Origin of the sequence: Tepidimicrobium xylanilyticum (assembly GCF_900106765.1) — a bacterium.
In the GTDB taxonomy this organism is placed as follows: Bacteria; Bacillota; Clostridia; order Tissierellales; family Tepidimicrobiaceae; genus Tepidimicrobium; species Tepidimicrobium xylanilyticum.
Genome location: NZ_FNNG01000001.1, coordinates 185891 through 206304 on the forward strand (window position 1 = coordinate 185891; position 20414 = coordinate 206304).

The following is a 20414-nucleotide window of genomic DNA, read 5'->3' on the forward strand; positions in this document are numbered from 1 at the left end:
GATTAGATTTCAAAAGGAGGAATTGGGTTGGATACTAAGGAATTGGTACTTAAAACTTTAAAGGAATCTGAAGAACCCCTAAAAGCAGCTGAAATAGCAGAAAAAGCTAATGTGGATAAAAAAGAAGTAGATAAGGCTATTAAGGCTCTAAAAAAAGAAGACTTAATTGAATCCCCTAAAAGATGCTATTATACAGCCAAATAAGCCCCTAACTCCTAAAGGAGGAGTAAAATGGAATATAATAATAATGATTTAATTGAGTATCTAACAAAACATCAGATAAAACCTTCTACAATTAGAATCAAAACATTAGGTTATCTACTAAAAAATAAAAACCATCCTACTGTAGATGACATATATAAAAGTTTGAAGGATGAAATTCCTACCCTCTCTAAAACCAGCATTTACAACACCCTGGACTTGTTTTTAGAAAAAGGTGTTGTGAAGATTTTGTCTCTACAGGAAAAAGAATTAAGATATGATATTGACACCAACATACATGCCCATTTCAAATGTGAGAAATGCGGGAAGCTCTATGACTTCCCCATTTCCCCAAATTTTTTTAGTGAAGACAGTTTAGATGGATTTATAGTCAATGATAGGGATATTCATCTATATGGAATATGTAAGGAATGTAATCGGTAATTGAGACCCTTTAACAATATTATATGGGTACCAATTACCGATTTTTTTACTTGATACGAGTCTATTTTATATTATATTTTTGATGTATAATAAACATAGAACATATAAAAAGGAGGGGTTCTATGAAAAACTTGCAAGTAGATGATTTAACTAGGTATAAGTTTTTATCAGGTATTAAGTTTTCTCCTTACGGAAAAAAATTAGCCTTTATCCTTCATGAAATGGATGTGGAGGAAAATACATACCTTTCCAACATTCACGTATACGATATAGAAACAAACCAATCTCTTAAACTCACCTCTGGAAACATGGAAAACAGCTTTATATTTAAGGATAAAGACACAATACTATTTCAAGCTCTACGGGATAGAAAGGACCAAGCTAGGAAAGAAAAGGGTGAAGAGTTCACCGTTTATTATGAAATATCTTTATTAGGCGGAGAAGCAAAAAAAGCCTTCGAAGTTCCCCTAAATGTAAACCAAATTGAAATATTAGATGAAGATAACCTAGTAATAAGTGCAGAATATGATCACAATAGGCCTAATTTAGAAGGATTATCTAAAGAGGAAAAGGAAGAAGCTCTAAAGCAGATGAAGGAAGAAGAAGATTACATAGTATTAGATGAAATTCCCTTTTGGTTCAATGGAAAAGGCTTTACCAATAAAAAGAGGAATAGGTTGTATATCTACAATCTTAGGGAAAAGGCTTTAACCTCAATTACCGACCAATTTACCAATGTAGAAAATTTCAAATTAAGCAAGGATAAATCTAAAATAATACTCATTGCCAATTCATTCATGGACAAGATGCAAATAAAATCAGATTTATATATCTACCATATTAAGGAAGATCTATTAAAAAAGATAACCCATGATGATTACTTTAACTATTCTTATGCTGATTTTTTGGAAGACTACATAATCTTCACCGGCAGTCATATGGAAAACTATGGGCTTAATGAAAATGACCATATCTATTTAATGGATGATAAGGGAAATACTAAGGTGCTTACCCCAAAGAATTTCGATTATAGCCTATGGAACACAGTAGGTGCAGATGTGCGTTATGGTAGTAGCACTACTATGAAAGTAGAAGGGAAGTATCTATACTTTATTACAACGGAATACGATAGTTCCTATATAAATAGGATAGATAAAACAGGAAAAATTGAAAAATTAACTGTGGAAAAAGGCTCTGTAGATGGATTTGATGTATTTGATGAAAATATAGTGTTTATAGGGCTTAGAGGGCTAAAATTACAGGAATTATACAGGTTGGATAATTATAAGGAAGAACAATTAACCTATTTCAATCAATGGGTTATAGAAGAAAGAAAACTATCTAATCCAGAAAAAATAACCTTTAAGACTGACAGTGGAATAATAATTGAAGGATGGGTATTAAAGCCTGTAGATTTTGATGAAAATAAAAAATATCCAGGTATTTTGGATATACACGGAGGTCCTAAAACCGTCTATGGTGAAGTTTTCTTCCATGAAATGCAGTACTGGGCAAATGAAGGTTATGTAGTATTCTTCTGCAATCCAAGGGGTAGCGATGGTCGTGGAGATGAATTTGCAGATATAAGGGGCAAGTATGGCACCATCGATTACGAAGATATTATGAAGTTTACCGATGTGGTCCTTGAAAGCTGTCCCTATATAGATCAAAATAGATTAGGAGTTACTGGCGGTTCTTATGGTGGCTTTATGACTAACTGGATAATAGGCCATACCAACAGGTTTAAGGCTGCTGCATCTCAAAGAAGTATATCCAATTGGGTATCCAAATTTGGCACTACGGATATTGGATATTACTTTGTTCCCGATCAGCAAACAGCTACTCCTTGGCATGATGTAGACAAATTATGGTTCCATTCTCCTTTGAAATACGCTAATAAGGTAATGACCCCTACCCTCTTCATCCACTCAGATGAAGATTATCGCTGTTGGTTAGTGGAGGCAATACAGATGTTCACTGCATTAAAATACCATGGAGTAGAATCAAGGATCTGTATATTTAAAGGAGAAAACCACGAATTAAGTAGATCTGGCAAACCTAAGCATAGAATTAGACGACTTGAAGAGATTACCAATTGGTTTAATAGATTTTTAAAGAATTAGAGAGGTTTCTCCTCTCTTTTTCTTCCTTAACCCATTCATAAACATAGTCCTTTAGAATTAAAATATTGTTAATATAATTTATTTGACAATCAATAAATCAGAATATGCTATCATACCTGTAGATGTAAATATCATTTATAAGGCGGGATTTAGAATTGAAAGCGCTCAATATAAAGGATAGATTAAAAAAGCAAAAAAATAAAAAATGGTATTTTTTCCTCAACCAGCTCATATGTGGAATTAAAGAAGATGAAGTAACAGCTGTAGGCGCACAACTTACTTACTATTTAATACTATCTATATTTCCTTTTCTAATATTCTTTCTTAATATATTAAGTTATACTTCTATTACACAGGAAAACCTGTTTAATGGCTTAGATATTCTATTACCGCAAGAAACTCAAAAATTGCTTCAAGGAATTATAAACGAAATAGCCTATTCCAGTTCTGACACCCTTTTATCCTTAAGTTTTCTATTAACACTCTGGACTGGTTCCTTAGGGATAACAGCAATAATAAAGGCCATTAACAAGGCCTATAACGTTAAAAAGAAAAGGCCTTACTGGAGATTAAAAGCTATAGCAATCATATTTACCGTAGCCTTAGCCCTACTCCTTATAATAGTACTTGGTATGTTAGTTTTTGGAGAACTCATAGGAAATAAAATATTTGGGCTAATAGGTGCAACTAATATTTTCATCCATTTATGGGAAAAGTTGCGTATTGTAATTCCTCTTATGTCCATGATAATAATATTTGCTCTATTATATAAATTCAGCCCTACCCCAGAGGAAGGGATACATTTAAAAATTCGCCACACTCTTCCTGGAGCAATATTTACTACCATTGGGTGGGTTATTGCTTCTATGATATTTTCGTACTATGTAAATAATTTTGGCAAATATTCTAAAACCTATGGTAGTTTAGGGGGTATAATAGTACTTTTAATATGGCTTTATATTGCCAGTATCATGATTGTTCTTGGGGGCGAAATAAATGGAGCCTATGCTGCTACTATGAGTAATAAAGGAATTAATGAATGTGGCGATGATGAAAAGAAATAATATATACAATAGGAAAGGTGATAATAAAATGAGTAGGGGTTTAAACAAGGATGACATAATCTATTTTTTGTCCAATAGATGTTCACAAACCCTAGGTGGAGTGCAAACCATCATTAGGTTGATAGAACAGGCTCTCCCTGAGCAGAAATTTGTAGAAATACCCATAGTTTATAATAAAAAGGATTTAATATTGGATAAACTGCCAAACGTGGAAGTATATAGTATGGCTATAAATAAAAGCGAAAAGATTAAGCGCTACATAAACATATTTGAAATAGATAATGAAGAAATTAAGGAGGAAGTAATAATCCCCAATTCTAAAATTGTAGTTTTTGGGGTTCAAAAATTGATATTCTTGTCTAAAAAGGATTTGATTAACAATGAAATAATCATATTCCAATCCAATAGACCAGATATTACCTTTGGAACAGTTGAAAAAGGCAAAGTTCCTTTTATTTTGACGGAGAAGATTAAATATATTGATAAATTCCTATTTTACACGGAAGAAGACAAAAAAGAGATATTGAAAATATTAGGCAATTCAAAGGTTGAATATAATTTCAAATCCTATATTGTCCCTAATCCTTCAAAAACTCCTAGAAATCAAATATGTAGATATACCAATAGTCTAATGTATATGGGTAGATTCGATATAATTCAAAAAAACATTAAGGAGTATATTAAATTAGCAGATAGACTCTATCCAAAATACAATATTAACGCCTATGGAGATGGAATTAGTAAGGTATTATTAGAGTTTTCAAAGGTAAATGTTAAAGGGGTTATTAAGGATATTAGCGAAGTAGCTCATGAAAATAGCATATTACTCCTGCTTTCCAACTATGAAGGCTTTGGTAATGTAATAGTAGAGGCCTATTCGGTAGGAATGCCTGTTATAGTATACGACTCATACCCTGCTGCCAAATCCATAGTAACCCACAATGCAGGTAAATTAGTACCCTATGGTGATCTTGACGGAGTAATAGAGGCAATTGAAGAAATATTAAAAGATGAAGTCACCTTCAAAAAATATTCAAATGGAGCCTTTGAAGAATCAAAAAAATATATAAAAGAGGACATAATTAGTAAATATATCCATGTAATTATGGACCCATATAAGAATTAACATAATAGAAAATTGATGGCACCATTTGATGGTGCCTATCATATTAATTCCAAGTAAATTGTGCTGAACCAGTTTTAACAAATCTTTTTTAATTCACACTCAAATACATCTACTCTCAATATTAATAGATAATTCTTAGCCAATCTTTGCATAGCATGTACTTGCTCCATTATTTGCGCAAAAAATATATGTTTCATGTCCATAGTGTGTACTAAAAAAATAAGTATTACTTTAAATAATGCCTTACTTCCATTATTTTAATAAAAACTTAATAGTGATATAATACATATAGTTAAAACGAAAGGAGAAATATTATGGAGGAGATTAGAGTCCGTTTTGCTCCCAGTCCAACCGGATATTTGCATATTGGTGGAGCAAGAACTGCACTGTTTAATTACTTTTTTGCTAAAAGATATGGTGGAAAATTTATCCTTCGTATAGAAGACACTGATAGGGAAAGGTTTAAGGAAGATTCAGTAAAGCAAATAATATCAAGTTTAAAATGGTTAGGTATTGAATGGGATGAAGGCCCTGAAATTGGTGGTAGGTATGGCCCCTATTTTCAGTCTGAAAGATTGGAACTTTATAGAAGGGAAGCCCAAAGATTAGTAGAAGAAGGAAAAGCATATTACTGCTTCTGTACTGAAGAAGAAACTGTAATGGAAAGGAAAATTCAAAATTCTATTAAAGTTCCTTACAGATATTCTGGCAAATGTTCAACACTATCTAAGGAAGAGATAGAAGCAAATATTAAAATGGGCAAACCTTATGTTATTAGAATAAAGCTCCCAAGGAAAGGAATTACAGAAGTATCAGACCTAATACGAGGGACAGTAAGTTTTGATAATTCACAATTGGACGACTATATAATATTAAAATCCAACAATATGCCAACATATAATTTTGCATGTGTAGTTGATGACCATTGGATGAAAATAAGTCATGTAATAAGGGCAGAAGAACATCTTTCCAATACACCAAAACAAATTTTAATGTATAAGGCTTTAGGATATGAAATTCCTAAGTTTGCACATATCTCAATGATTTTAGCTCCTGATAGGAGCAAGTTGAGTAAGAGACATGGGGCTACCTCTGTTGAAGAGTTTAAAGAACAGGGCTACTTAAAGGAAGCTATAGTTAACTATTTAACATTACTAGGATGGGCTCCTGGAGGAAATGAAGAAATCTTCAGCATTGAAAATACTGTGAAAAAATTCTCTCTGGATAGGGTCTCAAAAACTGCTGCAATTTATGACATTAATAAGCTATCATGGATTAACGGCAACTATTTAAGAAGCCTTGATATAGACTATATTACAAGGGAAACTATTCCTTTTTTCATTGAGAAAGGGCTTATAAGTGAAGATGAAATAGAATATAAATATAATTATATAAAAAGGGTAGTTTCAGCAGTAAAAGAAAAAGTAAAACTTCTTTCAGAAATTGCAGATGCAAGTGAATATTTCTTTAAGGACATTGACGAATACGATCCAAAAGGAGTAGAAAAGCGATTCAAAAAAGATAATGTCGTAGAACTATTGACTAAAGGCAAATTAGCTTTAGAAAAGGCTTCAGATTTTTCTGTAGAAGCGGTAGAAAAAGTATATAGAGATTTAATTGATGAACTAGGTATTAAAGGTGGCGACATTATTCATCCAACAAGACTTGCCCTATCAGGTAGAACTGTAGGACCAGGATTGTTTGATATTATATCTATATTAGGCAAAGAAGAATGTTTAAGAAGAATGGATAAGGCAATTGAATTTATCAATAATCTGTAATTCTATTGCTCATAAGAAGTACAACTTCTTATGAGCCTTTTTGGACACTCTTGACAACCATAAAAAATGGGTATATACTAAAAATGTAAATTATTCCGAGATGGTGTAACGGTAGCACCTGTGACTCTGGATCACATGGTTTAGGTTCGAATCCTAATCTCGGAGCCATGACCCCATAATCAAGCGATTAAGACGTTGCCCCCTCACAACGAAAACAGGAGTTAGAATCTCCTTGGGGCTGTCATTTCGTGCTATGCAAAACCCACATTAAAGATAGGTTCGGATTAAAGACAAAGCATAATGAGTTAATAAAAAAAGCAGAAAATACTTAAATTCAAAAAGATTTTCTGCTTTTTTGCTTTTTTACAATAAGTTAGGTGAGGTTAATTGAAATCCTACTTTATTACTATTTTTAACCTTAGTTTTATATAATGATTGAGATAATAGAATTATTATAAGTTATCTTAATCTAGCTTAACCCATTGTTCCAAGAGCATATCAATTTCTTTTTGCAATTCTTCCTTTTGAGAATATATCTCCATAAGCTTATTATAATCACTCGAATACTCTGCCAGCTTTATCTCTAATTTTTTTAATCTGCCCTCAAGTTCAGATATTTCTTCTTCAATTTGCTGTTTTCTCTTTAGTCTTTTCTTTTCTTCCTTTGCTTTATCAATAACTGGATTACTTTTACTTTTTTTGTTTTTTTCTAATTTCTTTTTGTAAATAGTCTTTTCGTTTCCCAGCTTCAACTTCTCTTCCTTTGCTTTTTCTACATAATAGTCATAATTCCCTTTATAATTTTTTAATTTTTTATCCTTGAGTTCAACTATTTCATCAGCTATTTTATTAATAAAATATCTATCATGAGATATGAACAATATGGTCCCTTCAAACTCCATAAGCGCTTGCTCAAGGGCTTCTCTAGAACTTATATCAAGATGATTCGTAGGCTCATCTAATATTAGGAGGTTTATATCCTGATGCATCAGCTGGCAAAGTCTTAGCCTGCTTCTCTCACCACCTGACAGCATGCTTACCTTTTTAAATACATCCTCATCATAAAACATAAACTTTGCTAAAATAGCTCTAATCTGCCCTTCTGGTATTGGCCTTATTTCTCTAAAACATTCAAGTACAGTGTAGTCTTCATTTTCAAATACGACATTCTGGTCAAGATAGCCTATCCTAACGTTAGCACCTATATTAATAGTACCTTCATCTTCCTTGTAATTAGAAAAATCCTCTATATACCCTAATATAGAATTCTTTCCCTTTTCCAAAATATATCTATTTAATATCATCTTTAAAAATGTAGATTTACCGCAGCCATTTTCCCCAATTAATGCTACTCTATCTAAGTATTTCAAATGGAAATCAACCTCTTTAATTAATATCCTATCCTTAAATGATTTGCTAACTTTTGATACACTTATAACATCTTTGCCACTTCTCTCACTCCCATTAAAGAACAAACCAATTTCCCCATTATCTAGATTAGGTTTCGCTATCTTATCCATTCTTTCTATTCTTTTCCTCATGTTTTCAGCCTTTTTAAAAAATCTAGGATTATCTGACCTAGCTCCCCAATCTCTAAATCTCCTTATAGCTTCCTCCATAGATTTTATTTTTTTAGTTTGTCTTTTATACTCCTCTAATCTTTCTAAAATTCTCCTCTCTTTTTCATCAACATAATAGGAATAGTTTCCCAAGTACAGTTCACTTTTGCCATCCACTATTTCAATTATTCTAGTAACAACTTTATCTAAAAAGTATCTATCGTGAGAAATAATCATTACAGCTCCATTATATTCCTTTAAGAAATTTTCCAGCCAGTCGATAGCTTCAAAATCCAGATGGTTAGTAGGCTCATCTAATAATAATATATCTGGATTTTCAAGTAATATCTTTCCTAACATTACAATGGTTTTTTCACCTCCACTAAGCAATGAGAACTTTTTTTCAAGAAAACCTGCATCAAAATGTAACCCTGTAGATATTCTATTAATCTTCTCTTCTATATCATAGCCTCCATTTACCTCAAACTTCTCCTGAAGACAACTATATTTATTCATTATTCTATCTAGTTCTTCACCCTGTATATTTGACATTTTACTTTCAAGCTTCTCCATTTCCCTTTTAATTTTATAAACATCTTCAAAGGCCATGTTTAAAACATCAATTACCCTGTATTCCTCTGGATATAAGGGTATCTGTTCTAAAAATCCTATTGTGGCACCTTTTCTTAAAGTCAGTTCTCCACCATTGTATTCTTCTAATCCAGCTATTATCTTAAATAAGGTTGTCTTTCCAGAGCCATTTCGCCCAATTAAGCCTATTCTCTCACCTGTCTTAATTTCAAGCGTAACATTCTCAAGTACCTTATTTGCACCATAATATTTGCATAAATTCTTTATTCCTATTTCTATCATGCTAATCCCCCTCAATTTTTTTACATTTTCATAAGTCAACTTTCTCATAACAAAAAACTCGAGCTTATAATTGCTCGAGTTAGTAGTAGCCTTAATATACTTAGCATATAATAATCTATTGTTTTAATTACCTTTTAGTGTTATCTACAAAAAACTAAAAACTCGAGCATATAAATCTACCCGAGTTTACTTAAAACAATATAACTACATTATAAAATCACATTTAAAATATAAAAATAATCTTAATCTATGAAGATGATAGACAGATAGATTTATAAGCATTGGTTAACATAATATTTAATTTTGGACACACTTCACCTGCAAACATAGCATTAGTAAATGCTATGCCAAAATATGACATTGGAAGTATATCCAAAATTGTACTAACCAATTGCTCCTTTATCATCTTTACACCGCCTGAAGCTAATTTCTAAATACCCACATAACAAATATATATTAATTTACATATAGTGTCAACTAATATTTTGTTTTTTTAACTATCATGATTCCAGTGCAAAAGGAAACTTCAACAAATTCAACCTCTTTATCCTGTAGCCTCCCTTTGATTTCCTCTCACAATCACTAGAATTTTGGCGCCTAAATGTTTCAGCTATATTTTTATCCCTTTGAATAATACGGCACATATCAGTTTACTAAACATTTAATAATAAATTTGAAATTTGCTCAAATCTTTCATCACTAATACCAAGTTTCTTCTTAAATGGTTCACCTTCCATTCTTGCAATAATTACCTCATCAGGAGATATCTTCTTAATAATATCCTTTATCTTCTCAACAGATTCTTCATCATCATTGTAGCCCTTAATAATAGTAACTTCAAATATGAATTTCCCTTCATATTGCTTATTAAATAAGGCCATATTTGAAATATACTCTTCCAAGGTATATCCTCCAATTGGTCTTTGGACTTTTTGAAAATCTACTTCAGTTATTACCTTTATCTCTCCAATAACCTCATCGCATTTATTAGCAATTTCCATATATTCATCTTTACCTAATAAATATCCATTAGATAGCAGTCTTACAGATACTCCCTTACTTTTTATTAGGTCAATTATATCGTTGATTCTGCTATTTAAAAGGGCTTCTCCCTTTGAATTAATGTAAACTAAATCTATTTCATTATTTTCTATCATATTGTCTAGCTCTTTTAATGAATTATCAATTTCCTTAAATGCTTGTTGTACGTCTACCTTATTGTGTGTTCGCCCTATAGGGCAGAAAATACAATCAAAATTACAGTACTTTTCAGGAAGTATGTCCACTTCTAATACTCTTTTACCATCTTCTATATAAATTTCTTTATAACTGAAGTTGTTCATACTCATCCTCCTAACCTAATCTATGGTTATTTCTTTGTGGTTAATATCTAAAATTGAAATCCTGTTAGTCCCACCTAAATTGTCCTGTACCAATTTTGACAAGTCCTCTAATGCACTCTCAAATTCTTTCAATCTACTTTCATCAATCAGTTCAATACATAAAAAAGCATTAGTCGTATCTTCTGTAAGCATTGTCCTTACTGCTTCACGCCAGTTCCAGCATCTGCAAATTGCCCCTTTATCATCCTTATAAACTATTTCACCCTCATATGGTGGTAAATTCTCATCTGCCCCAAGTGGAATAAATTCCTCATTACCAATAGCTGTAGTCAACCTTATATTGCTTACAAACTTGTCTATGTCCTCACCACCACATGGTAATGCATACTTTAAAGAAATAGAGTTATAAATGTCAACTAGCGGATTGATATTTCCTATATGGTTCCCCTTATAAACCCTCTTTAACAATGCCTCTATAGATGACCTGGCCCCTTTTTTCGTCTTAAATTTCTTAAATGCTTCTCTCCAAACCTTTACTACAGGATTATTGCTAAATTCATCATCTTGCAAATATCTTAATGCTTCCTTTTCTGCCTTTGAAATCATTTCTACATACTTTTCTCTATCTTTTACTCTATTATCAATGCTTCGACAGATAACAACTCCAATTTTAGCGTTTGGGAACATTTCCCAAAAAGAATCTTCAATGATAAATTTTTTCATTTAGATTCCTCCCAAATTACATATTTAAAATAAAAAAGCCTTAAGAAATATTATTAAATATCTCTCAGGCTTTTATCCTTCCGTGAACACAGTATTTATACTGTGCGTTTTCTCTCGGACCAGCCAGCTATAAGCTGCGGAACCCTAGAAAACTTAATATATATTAAATTGTTACTTCCAAGTTTAGATTGTAGACAATTATAACATAATATCATAAGAAAATCAACTATTTGAACCATTTTTATATAGACTATATAAACAAGGCAACTTCCATAATATACATTATGTCCCAGCTATTTGTATTTGAGAACATCTACTCTACATAACTGAACCAATGTAATCGAGGTCCTACTATTTAAGTAGAGCTAAAATTCAGTTTTTCTTTAATTTTCCAAATAATTAACCCAATGATAAAACCACAAAATGCTGGTATTATCCATCCAAACCCATAATCAAATCCAGTTAGATATGAATGAGCAAAGTTAACAATATTTTTTATAATTAAATTATTCTGCAAAGGTTTTGGTAAGGCTTTACATAAATCAAAAAATGCTGCCATAATTGTTAAAGCAGTTGTCCATCTATATATAATTCTTTCCTTATGAATAAATGGATTTAACAATGACAATGTAATTAAGGTAATTGCCAATGGATAAAGAAACATGAGCACTGGCACAGATAGCTGAACTATATTATTTAATCCAAAGTTAGCAATTACAAATGAAACTAGCGTAAATACAATAGTATACTTGTTATAATCAATTGATTTTGGAAACATTTCACCGAACATTTCTGCACAGGAAGTAATCAGGCCAATAGCAGTTTTTAAACAGGCAGCAGATACTATTGCTGCTAATAGAACTTGCCCAACAAATCCATAATAGTAATTGCTTACCATAGATAGAATGATTCCGCCATTATCAGCAGGGCTTAAACTGCCTAAACTTGTGGCTCCCATGTAGGCTAATGAGGCATAAATAACAGCCATACCAACAACACTTATTAAACCTGATTTAAAGGTTTCAATGGCAATTGAACTTGGGTTTTTTATACCCAGCTTTCTAACATTAGAAATAATAATAATTGCAAAAGCCAAAGATGCTAAAGCGTCCATAGTATTGTATCCATCCAACAATCCAGTAAATAATGGTTCAGTAACATATTTGCCCTGGGGGCTATGCTGATTAATTTGTCCCATGGGATTAACAAATGTAGCTATTAACAAAACAGATAGAAGTATTAAAAAAATAGGATTGAGATATTTCCCTATCCAATCTATAATTCTTCCAGGCTTTAGTGAAAAATAAAGGGTAATAGCAAAGAAAATAAACGAAAAAATTAATAGTCCTATACTCAAATAATCTTCCGATATAAAAGGGCGGAGACCTACTTCAAAAGCAACTGTAGCAGTACGTGGGATAGCAAACAGTGGACCAATTGTCAAATACAAAGCACAGGTAAAAAAAATAGCATAACCTTTATTAACAGGTTTAGCCATATAAAATAAACTATCACTTTGTGAAATTGCTGATGCAATAATTCCTAGCATTGGGAGTCCCACACCTGTAATTAAAAATCCAATTGTTGCTTGTAAAGTATTGCTTCCTGCCATTTGCCCTAATTGTACTGGGAAAATCAAATTCCCAGCACCAAAAAATAATCCAAATAGTAAGGATCCTACTAGTAAGGTTTCTTTAAAAGTAAGTTTCGTTTTCATTGTTGTCCTCCTCTGATGTTTTATAGTGTATGGTTTGGCGATTTTTTGAAATTTTTATATTCAATTATATTATATTTTAGCAGTCTTGTAAATAAAATTTCCCCACCTCTATTTGCATTTAGAAGTGGGGACCTTATGAATAACTATTATGTGTGGAGTCTGCTTTCTTAACAGATTTCTTTTCTTTTTATCCCTTCCCTTGCATTAACTTTTGCTTACTATTTTCTCTACAAAATTATCTAATCTATCCCTTATCCCGCTAAATTCAACTAAATTCCCTTTTATAGAACTTGTATTATAATCTTCTGAAGATAACAATACAACTTCAGGATAAAATCTTCTATTTATAAAGCCATATAGTGCTTCATGAACAGCCATATCTCCCCCAGAAGATAAATTGCCTATGATGATTAAATTAATTTTCTTCAAAAAAATATTCTCACATTCTTCTTCATCCTTAAACAAGGATTGCGACCTTTCCCAAAATTTAAAATACTGGGAGGTTAAATGGCCGCAAAATGTTGGGATAGCAAATATTATCTTGTCTGCCTCAAAACACCTATTATATAATTTGTATATGTCATCTTCTTTAACGCACTCTCCGCTGTTAAAGCAGATATAATTACAATTTCCGCAGCCCTGAATCTCATATTCAAATATATTCAGTGTTTCAATTTCATAACCCTTATTCTTCATTTTATTTAAACAATATTTTATGGCATTTGAACAGTTACCATTAGCTCTTGAGCTAAAAACTATTCCTAGAGCTTTCATTTTGATTCTCTCCTCTTCATCGAATATAATACTGTAGCTTCAACTGCTTGCAAATAGTAAGGCTATAAGCCAATATGGATTTACCTTGCAAGCGGAAGTCCCATATTACATATTCTACCTTTATTTATAAAATCCTTCTTTTAAATTTTCGAATTATTCGTATTCAAAAACATCTACTCTGCATATTGTCGGATAATTCTTAGCCCAATTTCGAACAGCTTGTACTTGTTCCATTGTATGTACCAAAATATACGTTTCATCTCCATAGTGTTCACTAGTAAAAATATCTTCATTTTCTCTTATTAAAGTTAATGTAAACCATTTTATATATCCTTCTTCAGTCAAAAAATTTGTTAAAATCTCTTCTTTTAATTCAGAAACCATTTTCCCCTTATAAACTATTTCCTTTGTTTCATTGTTAGGTACTTTTTCCCCAAACTTTTCTCCAGATTTGATACCTTCTAAGTCATCTTCCCATAGCCTCATTTCAAATTCATCTGCATTTTCAAGAGCTTTTTTGACTAAATCTACCCACCATTCATAACTATCTAAAATCGGTGCCATATTGTTAGCAAAATCCTTTTTACGGACCATAAACATTATATTATATTTCATTAACTTCCCTCCTATTTCTTGCCCCAAGTTACTATATATTATAAAACAACATGCCTTTTATTCCAAATAAAACAATCATCTATTATGCAATTTTTCCTATCCAGGTTAATTTGCTTAGTGCCAATTGACTTCATAAGCTCCATTGCTTGTACATTTTCTTCTGTAAATAAAATGGACTCCTAGCCTATCAGTTGGTGTTGAACATATTGATGAATAACAAAAGATATGGTTTGAAGAGGTAAGGGGAACTAAGCCTTTAGTTCCCTATAGTTTTATAAATTTAATTTTATCCCTATTCTTTATACATTCCATGATATCCAAATAATCGTCATGGACCTTTCCTATTACATTTACTCTATCGTCTCGAGAAAAGTTTTGTCTTAATATTTGAATTTCCCCAGAGTACCTCTTGTATTTTATATTGTCCATGGTAATAGAACCTCTTTTTCTAGGTATACAGTTAAAGGGCTCCTTTAATTCTCCAGGGGTACCATATTCCCTAGACTCCTGCAGGCGCATTAAGCTCCTTGGTGAGTCAGGCCTAATGGTAAATACTTTATCGTACAGATATTCATACTCAGGTAAAAATTTTACGGGAATGTTTATAATTCCTTCCTTAATATAGTCGGTAATTAGCTTTCCTTCAAATTTAGATATTTTAACATCCCCAACAAATACCGCATCGACCCCATAATTTACAACTAAATCTAAAAAGGCCACATATGGAGAAATCTTCCTATGTTTTTCTAAAGTTGGCAGTCCTTCATATATAGGACCTCGTTTCATCTCATCCCCTGGAATAAAGGCTAAAGTTTTTATCCCCAATTTTTTAAGCCCATCATTTATTATATAAAAATCCTCTGGATCTAGTCCCGTCTCGGGTCTAGGATAAAAGTTGTGTAGCCCATAAACAATAGTGCTAATATCCAAAATCTTCTTAGCCATAACCTCATCTTCCGTTGAAGGATTAAAAGATATTGGATATTCTTTAGCAATTTCTAAAATTTCCTCTTGGCTAAAACCATAATCTAAACGTAAAATGTCAATCCCCATATCCTTAGCAAATTCCACTATGGAATGATATTTAAAGAATTCCAGAGTTTTCGACGACACATCTCCAATTATTTTAAAATTCCTTTCATTAAGCCATTTACACATTTTCACTGCCTTTTGGAAATAATCCTCCATGCTATTAAACTCCTCCTGCATATGGAAAGAAGTGAATACAAAGTATCCACTTCCTACATATTGTTCTAACATTTCCTTTTGAATATCGAAGGTGGATAAATAGACTGATAAACCAAATCTATTAAGCATTGTCTACATCCGAAGTTCTTATGAATATATTGGTTATGATAAATCCACCTATATAGGAAATGAGTATTCCCAGGAAATAGTTTAGCATGGAATCAGGTTGCATAAGGGGGATGGCTACTAGACCCGATGGCCCCCAGGCAGTGGCCAATACCTTAGATGCCATAACATATGCTCCTCCAAAGCCTGCTCCTAAGCCTGCTGTAATGAAGGGCTTTCCTAATGGAAGAGTTACTCCATAAATTAATGGTTCTCCAATTCCCAGAACTCCTGCTGGCAGTGCTCCCGCAATTACCGACTGCAACCTCTGGTTATTAACCCTTTTGGCTTTAAAATATATAGCTATGGCTGCCCCTACTTGGCCAGCTCCTGCCATAGCAAGTACTGGGAATAAGGATACTCCTCCCATTGATTCTAATTGGATGGCATAAATTGGAATTAGTCCATGGTGTAATCCCAGCAGAACCATTGGTAAGAATACTGCTGATAGTATATAACCAGATATAATATTTACAATTGTGTTATCAGAACTTATAAAGATACTTAGAACTTTTACAAGTCCATCGGAAATAAAACCAGATACAGGCATTATAATCAGTACTAAAGCCAATCCTGTAATTAACAGTGTTATAAGGGGAGTAAGAATTATGTCCAATACGTCTGGTACGATTTTTCTTACTCTCTTCTCAATCTTGGAAAGTAGATATACTCCAAAGATTACACCTATGATTCCACCTTTTCCTGTAGTAAGGATCGAATTTAAAGGCACTTCTGCATCATATAATCCAAATAATTGAGAAATGTTGTTAATCTGTGCTCCAATAGTCATGGCCCCAATCATTCCACCTAATGCTTCCGTTGCTCCAAATCTTTTAGCGGCATTGACTCCCGTATATATAGCAAAATAGCCTAAGAAAGCTGCTCCTGTTAGAGCAAACATCAACTGAATGAAATTCCAGAAAGTATTAGTAGGTAAATTCCCGTTATTTTGTAGTGTACTTATTAAGGATGCAAATCCATTGAATATACCTGCTGGTATAATGGCAGGAATAAGAGGAATAAAGATACCTGCAATAGTTTCCAGCCCTGCTTTAATAGGTCCTTTCTTCTGTTTTGCTTTAATATCTGCTTTGGTCTCCTGCCAATCTTCTTCTACTTGAGTGTCAACTTCAAATCCAAATTCATCTGCAAATATATCTGCTAGTTTCTTAGCGGTACCTGGTCCAACTACTACCTGTAGTGCATCGGTACCTGTAACCCCTAGTACACCTTCCGTGTTCCTTAAATCCTCCATTTTTACCCTCTCCGTATCTTTTACATTAATACGGAGCCTTGTCATACAGTTGGTTACGGTAATTATGTTCTCTTCGCCACCAACCAACTCGAGTATCTTTTTAGCTAATTCCTTATTTTTAGCCATATTTACACCTCTTTCTTTTTAAGTTATAATCTTTCTAATATGTCCATTGGCTTCAGCCAATTTTTTCTCGGCTTCTTCTCTATCACAGTTTAATAGAATCATTGTAATTGCTAATTTTACACTGCCACCAGCCTTTTCAAGGGTTTCTCTTGCTATTTTCCTATCCACACCTGTGGCGACCACAACAATGTTTTCTGCTCTACTTTGTAATTTAATATTATTTAGCTGTACATCCACCATAAGGTTTTTATATGCCTTTCCAAGGCCTACCATGGATATGGTGGAAATCATATTAAGCACCAATTTCTGAGCTGTACCTGCCTTAAGCCTAGTGGAACCAGCCAGAACTTCCGGTCCTACCACCACCTCAATTGCTATATCCGCTATTGCTCCTATTTCAGAGTTTTTGTTACAAGCAATAGCTACAGTTTTACAACCTATTTCCTTAGCATAGTTAAGAGCTCCTTTTACATAGGGAGTTCTGCCACTGGCTGCAATGCCAACTACTATATCCTTTGAATTCAATCCTATATTTTTTAGGTCATCTGCTCCCAATTCCATGCTGTCTTCTGCTCCCTCAATAGCTTTTACAAAAGCTTCTTCTCCTCCTGCAATCAAACCCTGTACCATCTCCGGTGGAGTCCCAAAGGTTGGAGGACATTCTACTGCATCTAAAACCCCTAAACGGCCACTGGTTCCTGCCCCTACGTATATGAGCCTGCCACTATTATTAAAGGTCTCTATTACTGCCTTTACAGCCTTTTCTATCTGAGGAATTTCTTTTTTTACAGCTATTGCTACCTTCTGGTCTTCCTCGTTCATAATCTCCAATGCTTCCCTGATAGGCAGGATGTCCAAATCCTGAGTCCTTTCATTGATCTGCTCAGTGGACATCTTACTTAAATCTAACATTTAATCTCCCCTTCCAAAAACGACTATTGCTATAAATAACTTTCCACTTGATTTTCGAAAATCCTATATGATAGCCTAATAATTAGTTTTCATTTGTTAATAATATTCAAATCTGTTATTATTTATAATTCTACCCGATTTTATTTCTTATAATCATATGAAATTAAACATAAAATGACCCTACTAATAGCAGAGTCATAAAAGTTCGTTCATATCGTATGATTATTATCCATCAAATAACTCCAAATACTCACCATAGCCTTCCTTTTCCATATCCTCTTTTTTGATAAATCTTAAGGCAGCACTGTTAATACAATATCTTAATCCACCTTTATCCCTTGGTCCATCGGGAAATACATGGCCAAGGTGGGAATCTGCATATGTGCTTCTTACTTCAGTTCTTATCATACCGTGGCTGGTATCTAATTTCTCTTTTATAAATTCCTTATCTATTGGCTTAGTAAAACTAGGCCAACCACAGCCTGCATCATATTTATCCTTTGAAGAAAATAAAGGCTCTCCACTTACTATATCCACATATATTCCTTCCTCTTCATGATCCCAGTACTCATTACCAAATGGCCTTTCCGTTCCATTCTCTTGGGTAACCTTACATTGAATAGGAGTTAACCTCTTCTTTAATTCCTCTTTGCAGGGCTTTTTATATTTTTTCATAGAATCACCTCGAATCTTTCTCTATATGTAGTATACCCTTTAACACCCATGCTATTATAAACTTTTATCTTTCCAATCTCCAATTCATCTTCAGTTTTAACTTCTACAAAATTCCAATCCCTATGGAAATGGGCTTTTAAGTTCTTAGCTCCATTAAGACTGCAGTAAATAGGCCTATCCAGAATCTCTTCCATCAACAAAAGTAAAGCTCCACTATGGTCTATTTCCTTTTTTAAATTCTCAACAAACTCATCTACAAAGGGTTCCAATACCGTATCGATTAGTACAGTACTTTCGTCCCTTATTAGATAAGAATTATAAGAAGAACCTCTATGAGTTGAATATTAATCTCCATGGAAACGCCTTAACTCCTAATCTATTTTTCTACCCAACTTACCTTATCCGTCATTTTAACAACCATTCATATGATTTCCTCCCATAATTTCTTTGTCTTCTGTTATCATCATTTATACTCTAAAATGGGGATTCAAAACGGAATATTTTAAGATTTAACCTAAATAGAATTTGAGCTTTAAAATCCATGAATACTATATAAAAGATAAGTTGATTTAAGTATTGACAATTTAAGTATATAAGTATAAACTAGAGGTAGGACGTCTGTCGTTCTAGCTTTATCTTGTCAATTTATTATAATTTTTCAGATAGGATGTGAAGCTATGGATGCAATTATTAAATCATATATTGAAAAACTTCAAGACTACAATTTGATTATGCCAGCTTGGTACGATGACAGAAAAATTGTAATGCTTAATCAGTTGAAACTTCCTAAAGAAGAATACATAGAATTAAGAACTGCAGAAGAGATAGCACAAGCTATCAAAGATATGGTTATCAGAGGTTCAGGTGCCATTGCTCTGGCTGGTATTTATGGAGTACTAATAGAGGTTTTTAACTCCAAAGGAAAATTAGACAGATTGGAAGCGATAGGAAATCTTTTAATAAGCACTAGACCTACTGCAGTAAATATGCATAAGACGGTGAGCAATTTAATTACTAGTCTAAAAGGACTAAAGCCAGATGAAGCATTAGTTGAGGTGCAGAAACTTAGTGTGGATATTATGGAAAAACAATTGGAAGTAGAAAGGCAGATTGGAAAGAATGGTGCCAAATTGATTAGCGATGGTGAAACCATTATGACCATCTGCCACGCTGGTGGAGTAGCTGGATTTGGATTTGGCGGAAGAACACTTTCCATATTTAGAACTGCTGTAGAACAAGGAAAAGATATATCTGTTATCTCCTGCGAAACTAGACCATATTTCCAAGGCGCTAGAATTACTGCATGGGAATTGAAAAAGTTTGGCATTCCAGTGAAATTGATATCCGACAATATGGCTGGTGCCATTATTCAAAAGAATTTAGTCAATAGGATTATAACTGGATCCGACAGAATTGCATTAAATGGAGATACAGCTAACAAGATTGGCACCTATTTATTAGCCTTAGCTGCTCATGATAATAATATTCCTTTCCATATTTCAACTTCTAAATATAATGTAGAACCTAGGAATAGAACAGGTAAAGAAATTGAAATAGAGTTTAGAAATGGTTCTGAAGTCCTCTATATAGATGGTAAAAATATAAGCGTAGAAGGTGTTGAAGCTCTCTATCCCGGGTTTGATATTACCCCAAATAGATATATTACATCTATTATCACCGAAGCTGGAGTTTTTACTCCCCCCTATGAAAAGAAACTATTTGAAATTTCTAGAGATATTTAGGATATTTT

At 33.0% G+C, this 20414-nt stretch carries 19 protein-coding genes, 1 tRNA gene and 1 riboswitch; of the genes, 8 read left to right on the plus strand and 12 right to left on the minus strand.

Annotated elements, in window-relative coordinates:
• Positions 1 to 27 precede the first annotated feature (27 nt).
• The 7 genes from BLV68_RS00755 to BLV68_RS00785 all read left to right on the plus strand — a co-directional run bounded on the left by BLV68_RS00755 (position 28) and on the right by BLV68_RS00785 (position 6907).
• On the plus strand, positions 28 to 204 hold the full coding sequence (locus BLV68_RS00755; RefSeq protein WP_093749879.1) for an HTH domain-containing protein: 177 nt from the start codon (positions 28 to 30) through the stop codon (positions 202 to 204).
• A gap of 27 nt (positions 205 to 231) precedes the next feature.
• On the plus strand, positions 232 to 645 hold the full coding sequence (locus BLV68_RS00760) for a Fur family transcriptional regulator (RefSeq protein ID WP_093749881.1): 414 nt from the start codon (positions 232 to 234) through the stop codon (positions 643 to 645).
• Between the two features lie 122 nt (positions 646 to 767).
• Complete coding sequence (locus BLV68_RS00765; protein ID WP_093749883.1) at positions 768 to 2768, plus strand: S9 family peptidase; 2001 nt, start codon at positions 768 to 770, stop codon at positions 2766 to 2768.
• A gap of 155 nt (positions 2769 to 2923) precedes the next feature.
• Positions 2924 to 3832 (plus strand): YihY/virulence factor BrkB family protein, encoded by a 909-nt coding sequence (locus BLV68_RS00770; protein ID WP_159428568.1) that lies wholly within the window; start codon positions 2924 to 2926, stop codon positions 3830 to 3832.
• Between the two features lie 28 nt (positions 3833 to 3860).
• Entirely contained in the window at positions 3861 to 4958 is a 1098-nt protein-coding gene (locus BLV68_RS00775) for a glycosyltransferase (protein ID WP_159428569.1), read from the plus strand.
• A 314-nt stretch (positions 4959 to 5272) separates the two neighbouring features.
• On the plus strand, positions 5273 to 6739 hold the full coding sequence (gene gltX, locus BLV68_RS00780; protein WP_200773582.1) for a glutamate--tRNA ligase: 1467 nt from the start codon (positions 5273 to 5275) through the stop codon (positions 6737 to 6739).
• A gap of 94 nt (positions 6740 to 6833) precedes the next feature.
• Positions 6834 to 6907: transfer RNA gene (locus BLV68_RS00785), tRNA-Gln, on the plus strand.
• Positions 6908 to 7203: 296 nt separating this feature from the next.
• On the opposite strand, the gene BLV68_RS00790 is transcribed toward BLV68_RS00785, so the two are convergent.
• From BLV68_RS00790 to BLV68_RS15615, 12 genes are all read right to left on the minus strand, one after another.
• A complete protein-coding gene (locus BLV68_RS00790) occupies positions 7204 to 9171 on the minus strand; it encodes an ABC-F family ATP-binding cassette domain-containing protein (protein WP_093749891.1) in 1968 nt (655 codons plus the stop codon).
• 247 nt (positions 9172 to 9418) lie between these two features.
• Positions 9419 to 9577 carry a hypothetical protein gene (locus BLV68_RS15610; protein WP_200773583.1) on the minus strand — a complete coding sequence of 53 codons (159 nt, stop codon included), beginning with the start codon at positions 9575 to 9577 and terminating at the stop codon, positions 9419 to 9421.
• A gap of 247 nt (positions 9578 to 9824) precedes the next feature.
• Positions 9825 to 10514 carry a radical SAM protein gene (locus tag BLV68_RS00795; RefSeq protein ID WP_093749893.1) on the minus strand — a complete coding sequence of 230 codons (690 nt, stop codon included), beginning with the start codon at positions 10512 to 10514 and terminating at the stop codon, positions 9825 to 9827.
• Positions 10515 to 10529: 15 nt separating this feature from the next.
• The gene (locus BLV68_RS00800; protein WP_093749895.1) at positions 10530 to 11237 is read right to left on the minus strand and encodes a B3/B4 domain-containing protein; all 708 of its coding nucleotides are present in this window, start codon (positions 11235 to 11237) and stop codon (positions 10530 to 10532) included.
• A gap of 59 nt (positions 11238 to 11296) precedes the next feature.
• Positions 11297 to 11396, minus strand: a riboswitch (guanidine-I (ykkC/yxkD leader).
• Between the two features lie 196 nt (positions 11397 to 11592).
• Positions 11593 to 12954 (minus strand): branched-chain amino acid transport system II carrier protein, encoded by a 1362-nt coding sequence (brnQ, locus tag BLV68_RS00805; RefSeq protein ID WP_093749897.1) that lies wholly within the window; start codon positions 12952 to 12954, stop codon positions 11593 to 11595.
• Positions 12955 to 13158: 204 nt separating this feature from the next.
• Positions 13159 to 13728, minus strand: coding sequence for a flavodoxin family protein (locus BLV68_RS00810; protein WP_093749899.1), 570 nt, complete (start codon positions 13726 to 13728; stop codon positions 13159 to 13161).
• A 153-nt stretch (positions 13729 to 13881) separates the two neighbouring features.
• Positions 13882 to 14343 (minus strand): hypothetical protein, encoded by a 462-nt coding sequence (locus BLV68_RS00815; RefSeq protein WP_093749901.1) that lies wholly within the window; start codon positions 14341 to 14343, stop codon positions 13882 to 13884.
• A gap of 264 nt (positions 14344 to 14607) precedes the next feature.
• Positions 14608 to 15660, minus strand: coding sequence for a MupG family TIM beta-alpha barrel fold protein (locus tag BLV68_RS00820; protein WP_093749903.1), 1053 nt, complete (start codon positions 15658 to 15660; stop codon positions 14608 to 14610).
• Complete coding sequence (locus tag BLV68_RS00825; protein ID WP_093749905.1) at positions 15653 to 17077, minus strand: PTS transporter subunit EIIC; 1425 nt, start codon at positions 17075 to 17077, stop codon at positions 15653 to 15655. Before BLV68_RS00825 ends, BLV68_RS00820 begins: the two co-directional genes overlap by 8 nt.
• A gap of 18 nt (positions 17078 to 17095) precedes the next feature.
• Positions 17096 to 17989, minus strand: coding sequence for an N-acetylmuramic acid 6-phosphate etherase (gene murQ, locus BLV68_RS00830; RefSeq protein WP_093749907.1), 894 nt, complete (start codon positions 17987 to 17989; stop codon positions 17096 to 17098).
• Between the two features lie 225 nt (positions 17990 to 18214).
• Complete coding sequence (gene msrB, locus BLV68_RS00835) at positions 18215 to 18664, minus strand: peptide-methionine (R)-S-oxide reductase MsrB (RefSeq protein ID WP_093749909.1); 450 nt, start codon at positions 18662 to 18664, stop codon at positions 18215 to 18217.
• Positions 18661 to 18933 (minus strand): hypothetical protein, encoded by a 273-nt coding sequence (locus tag BLV68_RS15615; protein WP_200773584.1) that lies wholly within the window; start codon positions 18931 to 18933, stop codon positions 18661 to 18663. Before BLV68_RS15615 ends, msrB begins: the two co-directional genes overlap by 4 nt.
• 408 nt (positions 18934 to 19341) lie before the next feature.
• Here BLV68_RS15615 and mtnA point away from each other — a divergent pair, with 408 nt between their 5' ends.
• Complete coding sequence (mtnA, locus tag BLV68_RS00845) at positions 19342 to 20406, plus strand: S-methyl-5-thioribose-1-phosphate isomerase (RefSeq protein WP_093749911.1); 1065 nt, start codon at positions 19342 to 19344, stop codon at positions 20404 to 20406.
• The last annotated feature ends 8 nt before the right edge of the window (positions 20407 to 20414 follow it).

What these genes read in the sequence shown, in the direction of transcription:
- BLV68_RS00815 (WP_093749901.1), bottom strand. Translation starts at nt 14,343, where the DNA reads ATGAAATATAATATAATGTTTATGGTCCGTAAAAAGGATTTTGCTAAC.
- BLV68_RS00800 (WP_093749895.1), bottom strand. Translation starts at nt 11,237, where the DNA reads ATGAAAAAATTTATCATTGAAGATTCTTTTTGGGAAATGTTCCCAAAC.
- gltX (WP_200773582.1), top strand. Translation starts at nt 5,273, where the DNA reads ATGGAGGAGATTAGAGTCCGTTTTGCTCCCAGTCCAACCGGATATTTG.
- BLV68_RS00820 (WP_093749903.1), bottom strand. Translation starts at nt 15,660, where the DNA reads ATGCTTAATAGATTTGGTTTATCAGTCTATTTATCCACCTTCGATATT.
- BLV68_RS15610 (WP_200773583.1), bottom strand. Translation starts at nt 9,577, where the DNA reads ATGATAAAGGAGCAATTGGTTAGTACAATTTTGGATATACTTCCAATG.
- BLV68_RS00765 (WP_093749883.1), top strand. Translation starts at nt 768, where the DNA reads ATGAAAAACTTGCAAGTAGATGATTTAACTAGGTATAAGTTTTTATCA.
- brnQ (WP_093749897.1), bottom strand. Translation starts at nt 12,954, where the DNA reads ATGAAAACGAAACTTACTTTTAAAGAAACCTTACTAGTAGGATCCTTA.
- BLV68_RS00795 (WP_093749893.1), bottom strand. Translation starts at nt 10,514, where the DNA reads ATGAACAACTTCAGTTATAAAGAAATTTATATAGAAGATGGTAAAAGA.
- BLV68_RS00810 (WP_093749899.1), bottom strand. Translation starts at nt 13,728, where the DNA reads ATGAAAGCTCTAGGAATAGTTTTTAGCTCAAGAGCTAATGGTAACTGT.
- BLV68_RS00760 (WP_093749881.1), top strand. Translation starts at nt 232, where the DNA reads ATGGAATATAATAATAATGATTTAATTGAGTATCTAACAAAACATCAG.
- BLV68_RS00790 (WP_093749891.1), bottom strand. Translation starts at nt 9,171, where the DNA reads ATGATAGAAATAGGAATAAAGAATTTATGCAAATATTATGGTGCAAAT.
- BLV68_RS00825 (WP_093749905.1), bottom strand. Translation starts at nt 17,077, where the DNA reads ATGGCTAAAAATAAGGAATTAGCTAAAAAGATACTCGAGTTGGTTGGT.
- msrB (WP_093749909.1), bottom strand. Translation starts at nt 18,664, where the DNA reads ATGAAAAAATATAAAAAGCCCTGCAAAGAGGAATTAAAGAAGAGGTTA.
- mtnA (WP_093749911.1), top strand. Translation starts at nt 19,342, where the DNA reads ATGGATGCAATTATTAAATCATATATTGAAAAACTTCAAGACTACAAT.
- murQ (WP_093749907.1), bottom strand. Translation starts at nt 17,989, where the DNA reads ATGTTAGATTTAAGTAAGATGTCCACTGAGCAGATCAATGAAAGGACT.
- BLV68_RS00775 (WP_159428569.1), top strand. Translation starts at nt 3,861, where the DNA reads ATGAGTAGGGGTTTAAACAAGGATGACATAATCTATTTTTTGTCCAAT.